14 protein-coding genes are annotated in these 17,958 nt (G+C 57.2%); 3 read left to right on the plus strand and 11 right to left on the minus strand.

Translation table 11 applies throughout. The features are described 5' to 3' along the window. Nucleotides 1–3: 3 nt before the first annotated feature. The 8 genes from VEH04_06700 to VEH04_06735 all read right to left on the minus strand — a co-directional run bounded on the left by VEH04_06700 (nucleotide 4) and on the right by VEH04_06735 (nucleotide 9,073). On the minus strand, nucleotides 4–1,674 hold the full coding sequence (locus VEH04_06700; protein ID HYG22456.1) for a cellulase family glycosylhydrolase: 1,671 nt from the start codon (nucleotides 1,672–1,674) through the stop codon (nucleotides 4–6). A 56-nt stretch (nucleotides 1,675–1,730) separates the two neighbouring features. After that, nucleotides 1,731–2,417, minus strand: coding sequence for a response regulator transcription factor (locus tag VEH04_06705; protein ID HYG22457.1), 687 nt, complete (start codon nucleotides 2,415–2,417; stop codon nucleotides 1,731–1,733). Beyond that, nucleotides 2,380–3,828 (minus strand): response regulator, encoded by a 1,449-nt coding sequence (locus tag VEH04_06710; protein ID HYG22458.1) that lies wholly within the window; start codon nucleotides 3,826–3,828, stop codon nucleotides 2,380–2,382. The genes VEH04_06705 and VEH04_06710 overlap by 38 nt, the downstream gene beginning before the upstream one ends. A 13-nt stretch (nucleotides 3,829–3,841) precedes the next feature. Next, nucleotides 3,842–4,294: a response regulator gene (locus tag VEH04_06715; protein ID HYG22459.1), complete on the minus strand. Its 453-nt coding sequence runs from the start codon at nucleotides 4,292–4,294 to the stop codon at nucleotides 3,842–3,844. Between the two features lie 16 nt (nucleotides 4,295–4,310). Next, nucleotides 4,311–5,972 carry a PAS domain S-box protein gene (locus tag VEH04_06720; GenBank protein ID HYG22460.1) on the minus strand — a complete coding sequence of 554 codons (1,662 nt, stop codon included), beginning with the start codon at nucleotides 5,970–5,972 and terminating at the stop codon, nucleotides 4,311–4,313. Between the two features lie 112 nt (nucleotides 5,973–6,084). Continuing rightward, nucleotides 6,085–6,273, minus strand: coding sequence for a hypothetical protein (locus VEH04_06725; protein ID HYG22461.1), 189 nt, complete (start codon nucleotides 6,271–6,273; stop codon nucleotides 6,085–6,087). A gap of 24 nt (nucleotides 6,274–6,297) precedes the next feature. Continuing rightward, nucleotides 6,298–7,350, minus strand: coding sequence for a helix-turn-helix domain-containing protein (locus tag VEH04_06730; GenBank protein ID HYG22462.1), 1,053 nt, complete (start codon nucleotides 7,348–7,350; stop codon nucleotides 6,298–6,300). 238 nt (nucleotides 7,351–7,588) lie between these two features. Continuing rightward, nucleotides 7,589–9,073, minus strand: coding sequence for a Gfo/Idh/MocA family oxidoreductase (locus VEH04_06735; GenBank protein HYG22463.1), 1,485 nt, complete (start codon nucleotides 9,071–9,073; stop codon nucleotides 7,589–7,591). A gap of 159 nt (nucleotides 9,074–9,232) precedes the next feature. Between VEH04_06735 and gatB the strand changes: the two genes are divergently transcribed. The 3 genes from gatB to VEH04_06750 all read left to right on the plus strand — a co-directional run bounded on the left by gatB (nucleotide 9,233) and on the right by VEH04_06750 (nucleotide 13,300). Next, nucleotides 9,233–10,717 (plus strand): Asp-tRNA(Asn)/Glu-tRNA(Gln) amidotransferase subunit GatB, encoded by a 1,485-nt coding sequence (gatB, locus tag VEH04_06740; protein ID HYG22464.1) that lies wholly within the window; start codon nucleotides 9,233–9,235, stop codon nucleotides 10,715–10,717. 10 nt (nucleotides 10,718–10,727) lie between these two features. Continuing rightward, nucleotides 10,728–12,746, plus strand: coding sequence for a SpoIIE family protein phosphatase (locus VEH04_06745; GenBank protein HYG22465.1), 2,019 nt, complete (start codon nucleotides 10,728–10,730; stop codon nucleotides 12,744–12,746). A gap of 254 nt (nucleotides 12,747–13,000) precedes the next feature. Next, nucleotides 13,001–13,300, plus strand: a complete 300-nt coding sequence (locus VEH04_06750; GenBank protein HYG22466.1) for a YdcH family protein — start codon at nucleotides 13,001–13,003, stop codon at nucleotides 13,298–13,300. Nucleotides 13,301–13,374: 74 nt separating this feature from the next. On the opposite strand, the gene VEH04_06755 is transcribed toward VEH04_06750, so the two are convergent. The 3 genes from VEH04_06755 to prsK form a co-directional block, all read right to left on the minus strand. Then, nucleotides 13,375–13,932, minus strand: a complete 558-nt coding sequence (locus tag VEH04_06755) for a VPDSG-CTERM sorting domain-containing protein (protein ID HYG22467.1) — start codon at nucleotides 13,930–13,932, stop codon at nucleotides 13,375–13,377. Nucleotides 13,933–14,372: 440 nt separating this feature from the next. Further along, nucleotides 14,373–15,758, minus strand: coding sequence for a PEP-CTERM-box response regulator transcription factor (gene prsR / locus VEH04_06760; protein HYG22468.1), 1,386 nt, complete (start codon nucleotides 15,756–15,758; stop codon nucleotides 14,373–14,375). After that, entirely contained in the window at nucleotides 15,758–17,869 is a 2,112-nt protein-coding gene (prsK, locus tag VEH04_06765; GenBank protein HYG22469.1) for an XrtA/PEP-CTERM system histidine kinase PrsK, read from the minus strand. Before prsK ends, prsR begins: the two co-directional genes overlap by 1 nt. Nucleotides 17,870–17,958: the final 89 nt, after the last annotated feature.

Genomic DNA, 17,958 nt, shown 5'->3' on the forward strand with positions numbered 1-17,958 from the left:
ACTTCACCGCACATCAATCCAATCGAAATCGAGCAGTCCCCGCTTCACTTCCAACTTCAGAGATTGCAAGCCACTATCAAACGGTGCCTTGCCCAGGTTGAGCTCTGTCCAATCCTTCGACTCAAATCGAAGCGGGTACGAGCGGCCATCCCGGACAAGCGTTGCTACCCCCGCTCCGAAAGGAGCGCGGGCTCGCACGATCAAGTCGAAGGTTCCTTTGTTCCGGTTGTGAATCGAATACGAAGTCCATTCCGTTTCTGACAAAGTGACGTAAACATCGGAACTCCTTTGTTCGGGTTTGGCCGCAGTGACTTTCACCGATTGATCGGGTCGATAGTGGGCAGATTTTGTCGAGCGATCGCGGACATGGTAAGACACGCCGGCGCCGCCGAATCCGAAGTTCTCAGCTTCAATTCGCGCGGGGGTCTGGCGCAGGATGGAGTTCACCACGCCCGGAAAGAAATCACAGTTTTCAATTCGCAGGTTCAAGATCAGTTCGTCCAGTGCCGCTTGGGCAACTTCACGGGAAGGACGTTTCCCGCCCTGAGAATATGCGACAAGCTCCGACCAATGCTGCGGCCGGCGAATCGAGAACGGCGCATTGGCTGAATCCACTTTTTTCCACGGCCAGAACGACCAGCCAATGTTGTTGGCTTCAAAATACGCCGTGGTCGCCCAATAAATCCCGCCATCGCGTTCGCCCGTTTCCCCCACCCAGACGGGCGCGTTCAGACGTTCGCGATGTCGCACATACCGATCAATGTTCTTCACAACCGCGGGCGTGTCCCAACAGTAATAATGACATTGATACACGAGGTTATCATCGAAGGGCTTCGTGAAGATCGACCAGTCATTGGCCCAATCAACGCCTTCGAGAATGATCATGTGCCGCGAATCAACCTCGCGAATGGCGCGCGTGATCCGCTGATACAACGGCTCGACCAGGTGTTTGTATTTGGCAGCCGCGCCCGTGCGTTCGGGTAAGGGTTCGTTCAGCAGGTCATAACCGGCGACAGCAGGTTCATTTTTGTATCGGTTCGCAATGGAAACCCACAGATCCACCAGGCGATCCTGATAGTGAGTATCCATGAACAGCCTCGGCTGATCATCCAGGCTGTCGTCGATATTCTGTCCCGTCTGGCCACCCGGGGCACCATGCATGTCGATGATCACATACAATTGGTGTTTCCGGCACCATGCAACCAAGTCGTCGAGCAATCGATAACCCTCTTCCACGCGAACTGGCGGGCCGGTTTCAGTGAGGAACAATCGGGCATTCAAGGCGGGCCGGACGGAATTAAATCCGAGATCGGCAATTCGTCGGATGTCGGCTTCCGTGATGTAGTTGCGGCGAAAAGCCTCCCAGAAATGCTGGGACGGCTCGTCGCCGATCATGTCAGCAACCATTTTCTCGATGCGTCGCGGCCGATCGCCGTCCCTGCCAAATTTCCACATATATCCTTCAGGCAGCATCCAGTTCCCGAGACCCACGCCCCGAAGCAGAATCGTCTCGCCCCGTTCGTTGATGATGTCGTGCCCGTGCGTCCGCAGAAATGTGAGTTGCGCCGCAATTCCGTCCCCCAGGGACGCCTGAATCAGCAGCACGACCGCTAAAAAGAGCGGAGCACTTGTGGACGGCAGTTTATGGCGCCGAAAGGAAATTATAAGTTTCACTAGGAAAGCATGCGCCCGCGCCAAAGGTTCTGCATCCCTCGTTCGAGGGGATCTTTTCACGTTGCCCCATCGGCTTCGATCCATCGGACTGCGTAACGGACGAGGTCGGTCGCAGTCTTCAACTGCAGCTTCTCCTTGATATTGGCGCGGTGCACTTCAACGGTCTTCACACTGAGATGCAAGTGATCTGCAATTTCGCGCGTTCCTTTTCCTTCGCCAATCATCTGGAACACTTCAAACTCGCGATCAGAAAGCCGCCCCACCCCCGAACCGCCGCCTCCATCCCGACGCCCGGAAAAGATCTCGAGGATTTTTGCCGACATCTTTTCGCTGACGTAAATCTTGCCCTCCAGCACCTGACGGATGGCTTCCATGAGTTTTTTCCCCCCTTCCTGCTTCATCACGTAGCCCCGTCCGCCGGCACGAAGGACGCGCTCCGCATAAAGGGCTTCATCATGCATGGACACCACCAGGATCAGGATCGCAGGATGCATCGCGCGAAGGTCCTTGATGAGCTCGAGCCCGTTTTTGTCGGGAAGAGAAATGTCGGCAATGAGCAGATCGGGGGTCTGCATTCCCACCTGGCTAAGCGCCTGGGCCGCGTTGTCAGCCTCGGCGGCCACAATGAGGTCGGGTTCGTTATTGATCAACTGCGCGAGCCCCTGGCGCATCATGGGATGATCATCCACGATGACGATTCGCTTCCTAACCTTTTGCGTTTTCCTGGGAGCCACTCTGCTCATGTTGCGTTGAGGCGCTGGCGAGAGCAATCGTGCATGTCACGCGCACTCCGCCCTCGGATCTGTTTTCCACGGTCAAATTCCCACCAATCATAGAGGCCCGGGACTGCATGATGCGAAGACCCATGCCGTTTCCCGCGGGCGCCGCTGGCAACCCGCGTCCATTATCGGTGACCATCATCAAAAGTTTTCCGGGATGCGACTCCAGCAGGATGCACAAACGCGACGCCTTCCCGTGCCGAATCGCGTTCGATACGGCCTCCTGCGCGATGCGGAAAATGTGCGTAGCCATCGCGTGGTCATTAACAAGAACAGGAACGCCGCACTCGAAACGGCATTCCACCCCAAAAATCTTTTCAGTGTTCGACGCCAGTTCCTGCAGGCCGGACATCAGGCCTTCCGACTCAAGCACGATCGGCGACAATCCTCTCGCCATAAGCCGCGCATGACTGATGGCGTCCCGCACGTAGCCCGCGATTTCGCCCAATCGGGTGGCGATGCTTTTTGACCTGGCAGCGGCTTTCTGTTCCAGCACCTCGCACATCAACTCGACTCCTGCAAGCTGCTGGCACAAGCCATCATGGAGATCCTGCCCGATGCGCCGCTGCACACGGTCATTGATCTCCAGGATTTCCTTTTCGAGGCGTTTGCGTTCTGTGATGTCACGAAGGATGACAAGCCAGTGCGTGATCCGGCCCGATCGATCTCTGACAGGACTGATGCGCCGCTCAACCCAGCGCTCGCCTTGAGCACTGTCGTATGCCGAGATTTCCTCATCGAAACTGCGGTCGGGGGGGATCCCATGGATCAGGCGCTGGTGAACTGCGCTTAATCCTTTCAAACGGTTGAGCGGGCGTCCGACCACCTCGTCCGGGCTGTAGCCGGTCAATTTGGCGAAGGCGGGGTTGACGAACAGCACCTGCAGGTCTGGAAGTTCGGCGCTGGCGATGAGGACGGCGCTGAACCCTTGAATGACTACGCTTTGAACGAGGTTCACCCGTTCCTCGGCCGCTGCAAGCCGCCGTTCGGTCTCGAGTTGCTCGACCACATTCCCCACGACCTCGGGAACAAAATCGAGGAACCGGACATCCTTCACGAGGTAGTCTCGCGCGCCCCGTTTCATCATTTCCACCGCCACGCGCTCATCCCCCTGCCCCGTGATGATGACAAACGGCAAGGAACGCTCCAGGGTTTCGAGGCGTTGGATCAATTCCTTGCCCTCCATGTCCTGAAGCTTGAGGTCGAGCACGAGCAGATCCGCCCGCTGGCTGGACAGCCAGGCCAGAGCCTCTTCGCCCGAGGCAGCGGTGGCGGTCTGAAATCCTCCGCGCTCCAGCGCTTTTTGGATCAGGCGCAACAGACCCCGATCATCATCCACGATGAGAATCAAATGCTGGCGCGTCGCGTCTTGCATAACCGGTAAACGGTTATTTGCCGCTGCCCACTTCCGGCACCTGCACGAGCGAGATGTAAAGACCAAGACTTTTGATCGCCTCGGCAAATTTGTCGTAGTCCACGGGTTTGACGATATAGCTGCTGCAGCCGATGTCATGGCAGCGTTCCACCTCCCGCGGGTCGTCCGTGGTGGTCAGCATGATAACCGGAATGCGGCGCAATTCCGGATCGCCTTTAACCTGGCGCAGCACCTCAACGCCATCCACCTGAGGCATGCGAATATCGAGGAGAATCAAGTACGGCGCCTCGGGAAGGCGGTGGGGGCCAGCGCCGCGGTGAAAAAGAAAATCGAGCAATGCCTGGCCGTTGTCGAACCGTTGAAAACTGTTGTGCAATCCTGCCCGGGCCAGGTTTTTTTCAATCAATCGGGCGTGGCCCGCGTCATCCTCAGCAATCAAGATCATCATTTCCCGAGCAAGCGTCATAGGTGGATGGCTCTCGTTACTGTGCCTGCGCTGCTCTCGGCAGGGAAACAAAAAATGTGGAACCCTTTCCTGCAGCTGACTCAATCCAAATGCGGCCGCCGTGGCGCTCCATGATCCGCTGGGTGATCGTCAATCCCAGTCCGTCGCCTTCACTGTGGTTTGGATTCAGGCGATGAAAGATTTCAAACACCTTCGCCTGATGTTCCTGGGCGATGCCGATGCCATTATCGCTGACACTGTATACCGTTGCGTCCGCGTTTGCGGTGCCGCTCACCACAATCCTGCAGGGACGGTCGGGGCTTCGGTACTTGATGGCGTTCTCCAGCAGATTCGCAAACACCTGGCTGATCAGGGTCGCGTCTCCCTCGGACGGCGGGAGGGGCTCCACGTTCAGGTTTACCGCATCACGTTTTACTTGGAATTCCATCGCATTGATAATTCCTGTGAGCAGCTCATTCATGTCGATCGCTTCGACCTTCAGGGCAACCCTTCCGAGGCGGGAGTAACGGAGGAATCCCGAAAGCAGGCTGTCGATCTTCGTTACGCCGGCCTGGATATATTCGAGCGCCTCGGGAATGTCATCACGCAGCAAGCGCTGCGCTTCCGCACGGTCGGCGTCTGAGGGGGCCTCGGTCGAGAGGCGCATCCGCAGGCCTTCACACGCATGCGACAATTCGCGGCTGAAGCCCTGAATGTTCACCAACGGCGATCGAAGATCGTGCGACGCGATATACACGATGGTTTCCAATTCACGGTTCTTCTCCGCCAATGTCTGGGCGAGTGATGCGAGGCGGGCTTCGGCGCGCTTTCGATCCGTGATGTTCCGCGCGACCTTCGACGCCCCGATGATCTTGCCGTCGGGGGAGCGGATCGGAGAAATCGTGACTGAAACATTGATGAGAACACCATCTTTGCGGCGGCGTATAGTTTCAAATCTCTCAATGGGCAGACCTTGCCTGATCGTCGTCAGGATGGCCTGTTCCTCACCGAGCCGATCCTCGGGAATGATCATGGAGATCGGCTGTCCGAGAGCTTCCTCGCGGGCGTATCCAAACAGCGCCTCTGCACCGCGGTTCCAACTGTTGATAATCCCATCCAGGCTCTTGCCGACAATCGCATCTTCAGTCGATTCCACGATCGCGGCGTAGTAAGAGAGTCGCTTCTCTGCTTCCTTCCGTTCGGTAATGTCGCGTACGAAACCCGTGAATAAACGCCGTTTCGCAAGCCGCACTTCGCTCACGGAAAGTTCCATCGGAAACTGGCTGCCGTCCTTCCGCAGCCCAACCACTTCACGACCAATGCCAATGATCCTGGCATGACCTGTCTGGATATAGCGTTCCAGGTAGCCATCGTGCGCTTCGCGATAGGGTGACGGCATCAACATGCTGACATTGCGGCCCATGACTTCGGGCGCGTCATATCCGAAAAGTTTCTCTGCGGCACGGTTCATCGATTCGACGGTACCGCGCTCGTCTATGGTGATGATTCCCTCAACGGCTGTGTCGAGGATTGCGCGCAGTCGTTCCTCACTGTCGAAAAGTTCGGTGCCCGCGAGCCGTTGCCGGACGTCGCTCGGCGGGATGGCGCTCTCCCGGCTTTCCAGCGACTTCAAACGTTCAATCAGTTCGATCCGGGAAAGCTTCGAATAATCCGATGGCGGCATTGGCGGGTGCGTCATATGGGCGTGGTGACGATAAGCATCCAGTGGAAAAAAGAAAGAGCCACGAACGCTTCCGCTCGTGGCTTTAGGAGGGATGTGGGGGACGGGCGCCTTCCGCGCGCCCAAATTGTTATTGAAACGGCTCCTGGTAGGGTACCCGATGGACCTGTCCGCGCAGGATCTGCCCTGAAGGAAATGCGCGCCAAACATTGGTTTGATCGCGATACGCAAGGAAACGCTCGCCGCCACACTGGACGTAAACCGGAACGGCGAGGGGCAAATTGGGGTCGGGTTTCATCTGCTTGCTGGTCTTGTTCATAGGGATGCAACTGCCCTGCCTGAGTCACTTGCCCAGCAGGTGCGCGCGATACTCCGTGGGCGATTGGCCGAGGATTTTCTTGAACACGCGATTAAAGTGCGTCAGCGATTGGAACCCGACTTCGAACGCGATCTCACTCACACGCAGGTTTGGGTTCAGCAGCAGGTTCTTCGCTTTTTCGATGCGCACGCGGGAAAGGTAATCGGTGAAATTAATCCCAGTCACCTTCTTGAACATTTTGCAGAAATAGAACGTGCTGGTGTTCACCGCGCGGGCGACCTGGCCAAGCGAAAGTTCCTCGGTTTGGTGCTCGTGAATGAATTCCTTGGCGCGCGTAATTACGGGCGGTTCGGCATTTTCGTGCTGAACAACGACCTGGTTGCTGAGCATCGACAGATGCTGCGCGAAGATGGACAGGAGCTTGACGACGGAATCGTGCTGCCGGGCCGGAACAACCTTCGTTTCGAAATAACTTTTGCGCAGGGTCTGGAGATCCGCCTCGACACCCCAGCTGGCGACCAGCTTGGCGGCGCGGGCGAATTGCGCGGGCGTGGGCTTCTTGCGGAACAGCTGCCCTGTCTGAAGGAATCCGATCACTTTGTCGCCCAGGCGGACCGGGACGGCGGTGTCGCACATGCCGACAGCGCATGCGATGGTTTGAGGCTCCATTGTCGACCGTTGTGAAAGAGCTTCCTGCACCTGCAGACATGCCCCGCAGGCGCGACTTTTCTGGGCCAGAATCTGGCAGAATGGATTCTCATTCCGTTTGCCGTGATGCGGCAGCTGCCAGGATTCCACCGGGCGCAGGGCGACTGGAAGGCCCGTGGCATCGCTGAATGCGCGCTCGTACTCCTGGTAGATTCTTGAATTCGCCAGCGCCTCAACCAGGGCGCGATTGCCGTTGCCAGTGCCATTGCCGGGAGCGGCATACGGGCTCTTTGACTTGAAGGCGGCTTCCCGACGAAGACCGCTCTCTACTGGCCTGAGTTCCGGACGAAGGCCAAGCACCGAGTCCTTCCGGACCTCAGCAGGTTCTGCCTGACCGAGCGTTTCTTGTCGTACAATTGTTGTTTGCATGACAGCAAATTAGGGATACCACGCAAAAACAACAATTGGGACGCCCCCTGTTTGCACATTGGCACAAAGGCTTAACGAGACTAGGAGTTTCCCCTACTCACCCTCGGGACCCAAGCCAAAATAGCAGGCAGCTGCTTGTGCCGATCTGTGATTCAACAGAAGGAAAACCGCGCCGGCCGGCGCGGAATGTTCCACGTCGGCCCATCACATCCTGACCGTATCTTGTGGTCTAACCCGGTTAAGAACGCGGGGGCATCGGCAAAGGCTGGCGATGCGAAGGCATTGGCGCGTAGTCAGGCAGGGCGATGTCACCGGCGAGGCCGGAGATTTCCACTGGTTTGCCGCTGCGGATCGAGCGGTTTGCCGCGACACCTGTCAGGATCGAATAGGCCCCCGCCCGATGATCGGCTGCGCGGAGGTATTTGTCCGCGGGCTTTTGCGGGAGGAACAGATCGTCAAGCATCACGCGGTCTCCGCCGCCATGACCGCCTTCGCCGGAAGGCCAAAGCTCGACCTCTCTCGCCGGCGCCCGGAGGGGGAACAGCCGGATATAAGTTCCCTCCTTGGCAACGGCGCCCGGTGTTGAGCCATCGCCGAAGACATAAACCTTTTCCTGGATCCCGTGCTCGAGCCGGCCCTTGGTTCCATTGAAGGCGATGCGGTAGCCTTCCCAACCGTTGAAGGCGTTGAGGGAATAGCTGAGCGTTGCGCCCGTGTTGTAACGCACAACGACATTCATTGTGTCTTCAATGTCTATGTCCGGCCGCCACACGCATTGGTCGCGGTGATATCCGTCATACTTCTCATTCTCCAGATAGAGCTCGCGGAAATTGCGGTTGGCGCGGAGATCGAGGTAAAAGGTGCATTTGTCCTTCTCGGGACAGGTCAGACAGCGTTCATGATGACTCTGGAGACCCATTCGCTTTGCCATCTGCGGCGTGTAGAAGTCCCTTTTGCCGTTCGCAAACACCGTCGTCGGCACAGCTGACAACCACCAGTTCACCAAGTCAAAGTGATGCGTTGCCTTGTGCACCATCAAGCCGCCGGAATTCTCCTTTCGGCTGTGCCAGCGACGGAAGTAATCCGCGCCGTGCACCGTGTCCAGAAGCCAATGGAAATCGACCGAAAGGATATCGCCGATGATTCCGCTCATCAGCAGATCCTTCACCTGGGTGCGATGGGGGGAATAGCGGTAGTTGAAAGTCACGGTGCATTTGCGCCCGGTCTTGCGCTGCGCCTTGAGGATCGCGCGGCACTTCGACTCGTCAGTCGTCATCGGCTTCTCGGTCATGGCATCACACCCGAGTTCCATCGCGCGAATGACATATTCATCGTGCGCGGAATCCTTGGTGGTGACGATCACGACATCGGGTTTCGTCTCACGAATCATGCGGTCGAAATCCTTTGCTTCAAAGATCGGGACTTCCACGTTCGCAGCCGCTCGCGACCGCGCCTGCGCAAGCTGCAAGCGGCCAAGGTTCACATCACAGTAACCCACCATCTCACAGTGCTCCGCATACGTGCGCAGCACCGCGTCGCGGTACATCCCCGAGCGGCCGCCGACCCCGACCAGCGCATAACGCTTCCGGCGTGGCGAAGAAGTGATCGTGGGATTCGACTGCGCGAGCGCCGACGCGCCAAGCAGAACGCCGCCGCCCGCGATGGAGGTCGTGGCGATGAATTGCCGTCGATTGATGCCGTTGGAATTGGAGCCGGATGTCATATCAGTATGGTTGATGCGGAACTGTAACCGGCAAGACGCGTTCATGGTCAATCTGGTTTCGTGCCACGGGGCTGCATTTATGGATGAAAAAAGGGAAGCGCGCCCGGCGCAAATTTCCGGTGCATCTGCCGCCGCCGCTGCTTAAGCTTTCGCCGTCCTATGGAATACGAAGCCGTCATCGGCCTGGAAACTCACGTTCAACTGAAGACCAGGTCCAAGATGTGGTGCGGATGCCCCAACGCATACGGGGCTGCACCCAATACGAATGTCTGTCCTGTGTGCCTCGGCCTCCCTGGAGTACTGCCCGTGCCGAACGACGAAGCGCTCCGCCTGACGGTGCTGACCGGGTACCTGCTCCACTGCCAGATTCCGCGCTTCGCCAAGTTTGATCGGAAGAGCTACTTCTATCCCGACATGCCCAAGAACTACCAGATCACGCAGTACGACCGCCCTTCGACGAGCGGCGGACATGTGGATTTTGAATTTGCGGGCGGAGTTGCGCGCGTGCACATCACCCGCGCTCACCTCGAGGAAGACGTCGGAAAGAGCACGCACTACGAGCGCAACAGCGGGGTCGATTTCAATCGCGCTGGCGTGCCCCTGATGGAGATTGTCTCGGAACCGGATCTTACGAGCGCCGACATGGCCTATGCGTACCTGAATGCACTCAAGGAGATCCTCGTCCAAGGTGGCATCAGCGATTGCGACATGGAAAAGGGAATGGTGCGCTGCGACGTCAATGTCAGCGTCAGGCCCAAAGGTTCCAAAGAACTCGGCGCGAAAATCGAAATCAAGAACATGAACAGCTTCTCGGGAGTCCGGCGAGCGCTTGAGCACGAGATTCCGCGGCAGATCGAAGCCGTGCAGCGTGGTGAAAAGCTGATTCAATCCACCCGCCGCTGGGATGACGTCACGGGCGTGACTGAGCAGATGCGCACCAAGGAAGACGCACATGATTACCGCTACTTTCCCGATCCGGATCTGATGCCGTTGGAGCCATCAGAGTCATGGCTCGAGGAGGTATCGCGTCGCGTCATTGAGCTGCCGCTCGCGCGGAAACAGAGATTGATGAGCACCTACGGCCTGCCCGCCACCGACGCGGAGGTCTTCAAGAGCAACGTGGCATTGGGTGACTTTTTTGAAGGCATCGCGAAATCGGCAAAGAATCCGAAACTCGCCGCGAACTGGATCATTAACAATCTCCAGGCGAAACTCGGCGAGCTCAACCAGAAGGAACTCGCGGAACAATCCGCAATGGGAGTGGAATGTGCAGATGTCCGCTTCTCCGGTTTGGATTCGCTTAAATTTCAGCCGCAGGCATTGCTCGCGCTGATCGGAATGGTGGAAACCAAGGCCATCAGCAATTCAGCGGCCCAGCAGGTGTTTGCCGAAATGTTTGCTTCGGGGAAAGCTCCGGAAGTCATTGTTCAGGAACAGGGACTCGCCCAGGTCAGTGATACCGCCGCAATTGAGGAACTGTGCGATAGCGCCATTGCGGCGAATCCCGGTCCCGCTGCAGATTTCAAAGCAGGCAAGGCCGCCGCACTCAACTTCCTGAAGGGCCAGGTGATGAAGCTCTCGAAGGGAAAGGCGAACCCATCCGTGGTCGGCGAAATCCTCGAACGCAAATTGAAAGAGGCGTAGCCGGTGTTGTATGTCGCATCAGCAAAGACTCAAAATCCTGCTCATCGAGCATGATCCAGGATTTACCCGCGCCATCACCGAGATGCTGCAGCAGGCGCGCGACATTTCAGCTGAGCTCTCCTCGGCGCCCAATCTGCATGCCGGTTTTTCGGTCCTGAACCGCAACCAGTTCGATGTAATTGTCCTCGATGTCGCCGTTCCCGATGGTGCCGGTCTGGCGAATATTTCACTTCTGAAAGCCCAGGCACCGAGGCTGCCGATCATCGCCGCGGGAAATGCCGACAGCGAAACCGTTGCAGTGGAAGCCGTTCAAGCGGGCGCCCAGGATTACCTCGTGAAAGATCAGCTCACATGTGGTTGGTTGGAAAGATCCATTCGATACGCAATCGAACGGCATCGCATGGATCTCAGCCTGCTGGCGGCGGAGCAGAAATACCATGGAATTTTCGATCATCTCGTTGAGGGAATTTTCCAGACCACGCCGGAAGGCCGCTACCTCCTCGCCAACGCGGCCCTTGCCAGGATTTATGGCTATTCCAGCCCGGACGAACTGGCTGAATCCCTGACGAACATCGCCGAAACTCTCTATGTTCAGGAAGGGCGTCGTGACGAGTTTGTCCGCCTGATGCAGGAGCACGACACTCTGTCGGGCTTCGAATCACAGATTTATCGCAAGGACGGGAGCATCATCTGGATTTCGGAGAATTGCCGGGCCATTCGCGATCCTTCGGGAAAGATCCTTTATTTTGAGGGAACGGTTGAGGACATCACCCAGAGGCGGCAGGCCGAGGAAGATCTCCGCCGCTCCGAATCCGTATATCATTCGCTCGTCGAGACGATGCCCCAGAATGTTTTTCGCAAGGATCTCCAGGGACGTTTCACCTTCGCGAACCAGCAGTACTGCCGTCACTACAACTGCCGGCTTGAGGACATCATCGGCAAAACCGATTTCGATTTTTTCCCGCCTGAGATGGCTGAAAAGTATCGGCGTGACGACTGGCGTGTGATGGAGACTGGCCAGACCTGCGAAATCATCGAGGAGCACCACCCGATCGGACAGAAGAAGCAAATCACGCAGGTCGTGAAGACACCTTTGTACGGGCCAGATGGGAAAATCATCGGCTTGCAGGGAATCTTCTGGGACATCACGGAGCAGCGGATGGCGGAGGAGCGAATTCGCAAATCCAACGAACTGCTCGCCCGCAGTCGAAAAGCGTTGCGCGAGAAGAACCGGCAACTGGAAGAGGACCTCACGATGGCCCGGGAAATCCAGTTGACGATGCTGCCCCAACAATATCCTGTCTTCCCGCGCAGCGCGTCGGCCGCCGACAGCGCCCTGCAATTTTCTCATCGCTACCTACCGACAGGTGCCGTGGGCGGAGATTTCTTCTCGATCTCATCGCTCTCGAGCCACGAGGCGATGGTCTTCATCTGCGACGTGGCGGGGCACGGTGTCCGGTCTGCGCTCGTCACGGCGATGATTCGCGCCCTCGTGGAGGAATTGAAACCGCTTGGGGCCGATCCGGGCGAGTTCATGACGAAGCTCAACAGCGATTTGTATTCGATTCTCAAGCATGCTGGCACGCCCTTGCTCACTACTGCGTTTTATCTCGTCGCCGATTACCGCGCCGGGCGCATGCGTTACACCAACGCGGGACATCCCAAGCCGCTGCACCTTCGGCGCCGCGAGAACCGGGTCGAGACGCTCGTGAATGTGGGAGGCAAGAGTCAGCCGGCACTCGGCCTCTTTCAACAGGCGAGCTATCAAACGTCGGAAGTTGGGCTCGCCCCCGACGATCTCATTTTGCTGTTCACCGACGGCTTGTATGAGGTTCACGGTTCTGATCAGGAACTCTACAGCCAGGGGCAGCTGACGGAGGAAATCCAGCGGCACATCAAGCTGCCGGCCTCGGTCCTGTTTGACCGATTGATCAAACACGTCGAGAAGTTCTCGGCAGACGGACGTTTTGCCGACGATGTTTGCCTGGTGGGAATTGAAGTGGTGCGCGTTGGAGAGGCGGAAGGCTGAGGGAATGCCGCCCCGCCCCCTCGTAAAAGTTGAAAGGACTCCTTTACTGTCCTTTATTGTGGGCTAGGATCACTTCGGAATCGTAAGGACGGTTCCGCGAATGGACCTGAAGCGACACGTTGAAAAGTGTCTACCAGCCGGGTGCTTACGGCAAACCGGCTCTCCTCCAAGACGTCCTTCTGCCCCGCCCTTTGTCGCCGAGTCTCTTCAGGCGCATTCATCCACTCACCTCAACAACGAAAGGCACACATCCCATGGACCTGCATCATCCCATCCTCCGTGAATTTCCTGAATATCGCGACGCGGTTCGCCGATTGAAAAGTTCGAATGAACATTTCCGGCATATTTATGACGAGTACCATCGGCTGGATGACGCCATTTATCGCATTGAAGAAGACATTGATTTTGCGACGGACCAGGAAATAGAAGAAATGAAAATGCGCCGGGCAAAGCTCAAGGATTACATCTATCACTTGATCCGCCACGCGCCGATCGTCGGACTGCCAATAAACACGACCGCAGCTTCCGCGCAGTTTTCACCACGAGCGACATGAGCTGACGCCCGCGCGCGAGAAAAAGGCCGTCGGGGAAAACCCCAACGGCCTTTACCCACCACCACGAAAAGCTCTTAAAGCTTCAAGGACCGCCGCAGGGATGCCACTCCGGCGAGTCCTGCGCTGAGCAACAACAATGTCGCGCCGCCATCAGGGACGGAGTTTCCGCCGGTTCCGAAGATGCCGATGTGAGTGATGGAACCCCCACGGCCGCCCCAAAAGCTGTCGAGCTCAAGGCTTTCAACTCCATTCCAGCCGGTGATGTTGAACAGGTACCAGGCGGGTTCGCCGAGATCTCCATCCTTCACATACAGGTACAAGCTGTCATATCCGCTGATTGAGCTTTGGCCGCCGATAAGGCTCACAATGGCTCCTGTGGGATTGAGCTCGGGTATGAACTGCGTCTGGTATGAATCCTTGAACCAGCCGTCGGCGCTTCCTCCAAGAGGTTGCACGTAGAGATCGACACCCCCGGGTCCGATAATGCTGGCAAAGTCACCCGCGGTAAGGGGCGTGGTTTCACTGCCGTTGAATTGCTGCAGCGCGCCAGCCGGGGTGACGGTCAAGGCCTGCACATTCAAACTGATCGCCAACCCCATCGCAGCGACGCTGAAAATCCGTTTTAGTTCCATAGTTTTCGTTCCACTTTCCTCGTGCGGTTTGCACGATGATTCCACGGTCCTTCCTCGCAGCAGGTGTGCCAATCGGGAAATAAAGAAGGAGCTGCTGGGTTGCCATACGACGTATGTTGTTGATTGGGAACAACAAGCGAAGCCAAAGCAGAACCCAACGGGTGCGAGACGCACCAGGGGCGTTTCCCGTGTTTGTGAGCTAACCCGACGTTTTCCGTTCAGAAAAAAACGCAACTCCCGCATTATCAGACACTTACAAGTTCAGCCTGAATTCTGGGGTTTTTTACACTTTTTGCGACGTAAGTTGTTGATACTCAGGGCTTTTACTGTGTTTTTGCCTCTGTATTTCTACGCCGCAAAACCCGGAGATTACGGAGATCGTGCGTGAACGCGGTCAAACCGAGGCATCGCAGACGCCGGACGGATGCGTCGGCATTCGGTCAGGACTCCTTTTCCTCGACCTTTTCTTCCGAATTGCCGCGATCAATTCCCAACTTTTCCAGCAACTCGTAGAGCGTGGGCCGGCTGATTCCCAATTCCTCAGCAGCGCGACTGATTTTGCCGCCGCTACGTTGCATCGCGGCGAGGACGACCTCGCGCTCGGCATTTTCACGTGCTTGCTTCAGGGTCAAACCGGTGGTCGGCGCTGCATCATCGATCAGTTCCAGGTCTGTAGGGCCGACGTATCGTCCCTCCGCCATGATGACAGCACGCTTCACTCTGTTTTCGAGTTCGCGCACGTTGCCGGGCCAGAGATGACATTGAATGGCGCGCAGGGCTTTGGCGCTGAAGTCCAGCGAGTTGCGGTTCTGTTGCTTGGCAAACTTTTGCAGGAATGCCTTGGCCAGCACGGGAATGTCATTAATGCGCTCACGCAGAGGGGGAAGTTTCACCGACACGACCGCGAGACGGTAAAACAAATCCTCACGGAACTTTCCCTCCAGCATCGCCTTTTTAAGATCCACATTGGTGGCCGCCACAACGCGCGTATTCACGTGAATGGTGCTGCGCCCGCCAATCCGCTCGATCGATTGCTCCTGGACGAAACGAAGAAGCTTCACCTGCAGAGGCAACGGCAGTTCGCCCACTTCATCCAGAAACAGCGTTCCGCCGTCCGCATGCTCGATGCGCCCCTTGCGTTGGACGTGCGCGCCCGTGAAGGCCCCGCGTTCGTGTCCGAACAATTCACTTTCCAGGAGGTTCTCAGGAATTGCACCGCAATTGATGGCGATGAATGGCCCGCCGCGGCGGCCGCTGCGCTGGTGAATTGCGCGCGCAATCATTTCCTTGCCAGTACCGCTCTCACCCAGGATCAGCACGGGGACATCGGTCGTCGCAACCTTGCGAATGGAGGCAAACACGCTCTGCATCACGGAACTCGTCCCCAGCATGCCCTCAAATCCGTCCGTCGAAACTGCTGCTTGAACCTGGTGAAACTCACGTTCCAACTGGGTCAGGTGGAAGCAGCGTTTCAGGAGCAGCTTGAGTTCATCCATGTCCACGGGTTTGCAAAGCAGGTCGTAGGCACCAGTCCCGATCGCGCGCAACGCGTTCTCCTTTTCGCTCTGACCCGTGACAATGACCACCTTGGTGAATCGATCGATGGCCAGCAGATCAGAAAGCGTTTCCAATCCTTCGTCCGGATTTGCGGGGCGCGGCGGCAGGCCAAGGTCGAGCAGCACCACCATCGGGCTCGTCGCCCGAAACGCATCAATCGCGGTGGGACGGTCTTCCGCCAGGGTTACTTCATATTCATCCGCCAGCGCCCATTTCATCTGGGTCCGAATGCTTTCGTCATCGTCAACTATCAGTAATTTCGGCTTCATCATTGTGCGTTGCTGGGCAGGAGCACACGAAACGTGGTTCCCCTGCCTTCCGAGCTTTGAACTTCCATGCGGCCCTTGTGGGCCTCGACAATCATCCTGCTTTGAAACATCCCGATTCCAATCCCCCGCTTCTTCGTTGTTTGAAACGGCCGGAACAGTGAGCGCTGCATGAATTCCTCACTCATTCCGCACCCATTATCGGTCACCGCGATCACGGCCCAACCATTTTGCTGGCGTGTTTCCACGCGAATCTCCCCGCCTGCCGCCAAAGCCTCCCTCGCGTTTAACAGCAGATTGAGAATCACCTTGTGGATCTGCTCCCGATCCAGAAGCGCAGGCTGAACGGATCCAAGGTCAGTGACGACGCGGACACCGCTCGTATCGGTGGAAAATCCCTGCAGCGTCTGGGTGACAATCGCGTTCACCTCGCACGGGGCGGGATGAATTGCCAGCTGCTGGCGCAGCATGGTCAGGCGCTCGATCAGGCTGTTGATATGGGTGACAGTGTTGCCAATGCCGCGAAGCGCGTCTTCCCGAAACGCAGGATCATGAAAATGAACAGGAAGATTCTTTAACATGAGGGACAACGTCGACGCCGTATTCTTCAGGTCATGGACGAAAAAGGCTGACATCGTTTGAAATGCCTCCATTTCGCGCGCCTGCATCAGCCGATGCGACAGCTGGATGTTACGCAAGCACGCCGCTGTCTGGTCTGCAATGCACTTCAAAAGATCCGTGTCCTGCACCGACCACGGAACCCCGCTCACGCGATCTCCAATGCTGATCAGGCCCAGGATGTCTCCCCCCGCAATCACAGGAACGCAAACCCGATGCCCTCCCTTCCGGAATTCTCCTGGCGTAAGGCTGCGCAAGCTGACCGCCCAATTTTCGTTGGTCGAATCGATGTCCACCGGCTCGGGCCGATTCCTAAAAGCTTCCAGCACTGGACCCGTGTCTCCGGCCTGCGGCGCCAGGCGACGCCCCTCTTCGGCCTGCAGGGAAGTGGACGATCCAAAAACCAGCACATCACGATCGCGGTCCACCAGCCAGATCGTCACTGAAAGCACCTGGAAAAGATCCGACGTGAACCGCACGACCACATTACACAGGTCATTTTCCTCCACGCGTGAAATGGTCGTCTCGGTGAAGCTTTTCCAGACGGTGCGGTAATCGTAAAGCGGACGTTGCAGATGGCGGCTTACGAAATGCCGCATTTTCTGACGCACCCTGTCAGACATGAGAACCAGGGCAAGCCCGACGATTCCCAGCAACACAAGCAGCGCCTTGACGGGAAAACCGGTATCGCCACCGATCTGTGCGACGAGTTTTGCCAGCAAACCGATTGTCAGCAAATAAACGCCTGCAACGACTATCGTGATCGAGTTGTAAAGAACCGCATGCGAAGGGTAGACGTCGATCTCTGTGCGCCCCGCGCGAATATAGGAAACCGCGATCAGGATGCAGCCGATAATCAAACCTGCCGCCTCAATTCCCGAATACGAAAGCAAAACCGCCGAATAGAGCATCGCCTGGCTCGCAGTATAGATCTTTGCGCCGAAGATCACGCACAGGCCGAGAACCACGAATTTGATACGCCACCTCAGCGTGCCGACAGCAGTGCGGAACGTCTTTTCGAGGTTCATCAAGACAACGACCAGGGAAACGAGAAGCACGACGTGCAACGCGTTTCCCGAAAGCCCGCAACCGAGCCAATACGGCCGCCCATCCTCCGTCAGCTTCAGTTCGCGGATGAGATCGTCCCAGAATGCGGTTACCAGCACGACAGGAAGAAAGAACGCCAGCATCAAGGGCAAACGCCATCGCGTCAGAAAATCGCGATAGTTTCCACGGGAATACGTGAGGCTGAAGCCGAGCCAAAGCCCGGGCAGAATGGCCTTGGAAGCAAAGGAAAGTTTGTGCCAGAAGAGGATTTCATCGGGCGCGGCCGACCGGTGGCTCAATCCAAAAAACAGGCTGTCACAGGCCAATCCAACCATCCCGCCGCAAAAGAGCCAGTTCGCCGGAGAGCGCCGCCCGCGAACAATGACCGCCAAAGCGAGCAACCCGCTCACCAGAGCGCTCGCCAGGGATACCGTCGCGGTGCTAGTCATCGTTGGTTTTTAGTCCCGCGTAAGAATGGGCGGGGCGAACCGCAAAAACCAGCACGAATTGGGCCGCTACCGACGCGTCCTCGGGCATT

It is taken from the genome of Verrucomicrobiia bacterium (assembly GCA_035629175.1).
In the GTDB taxonomy this organism is placed as follows: domain Bacteria; phylum Verrucomicrobiota; class Verrucomicrobiia; order Limisphaerales; family DASXHY01; genus DASXHY01.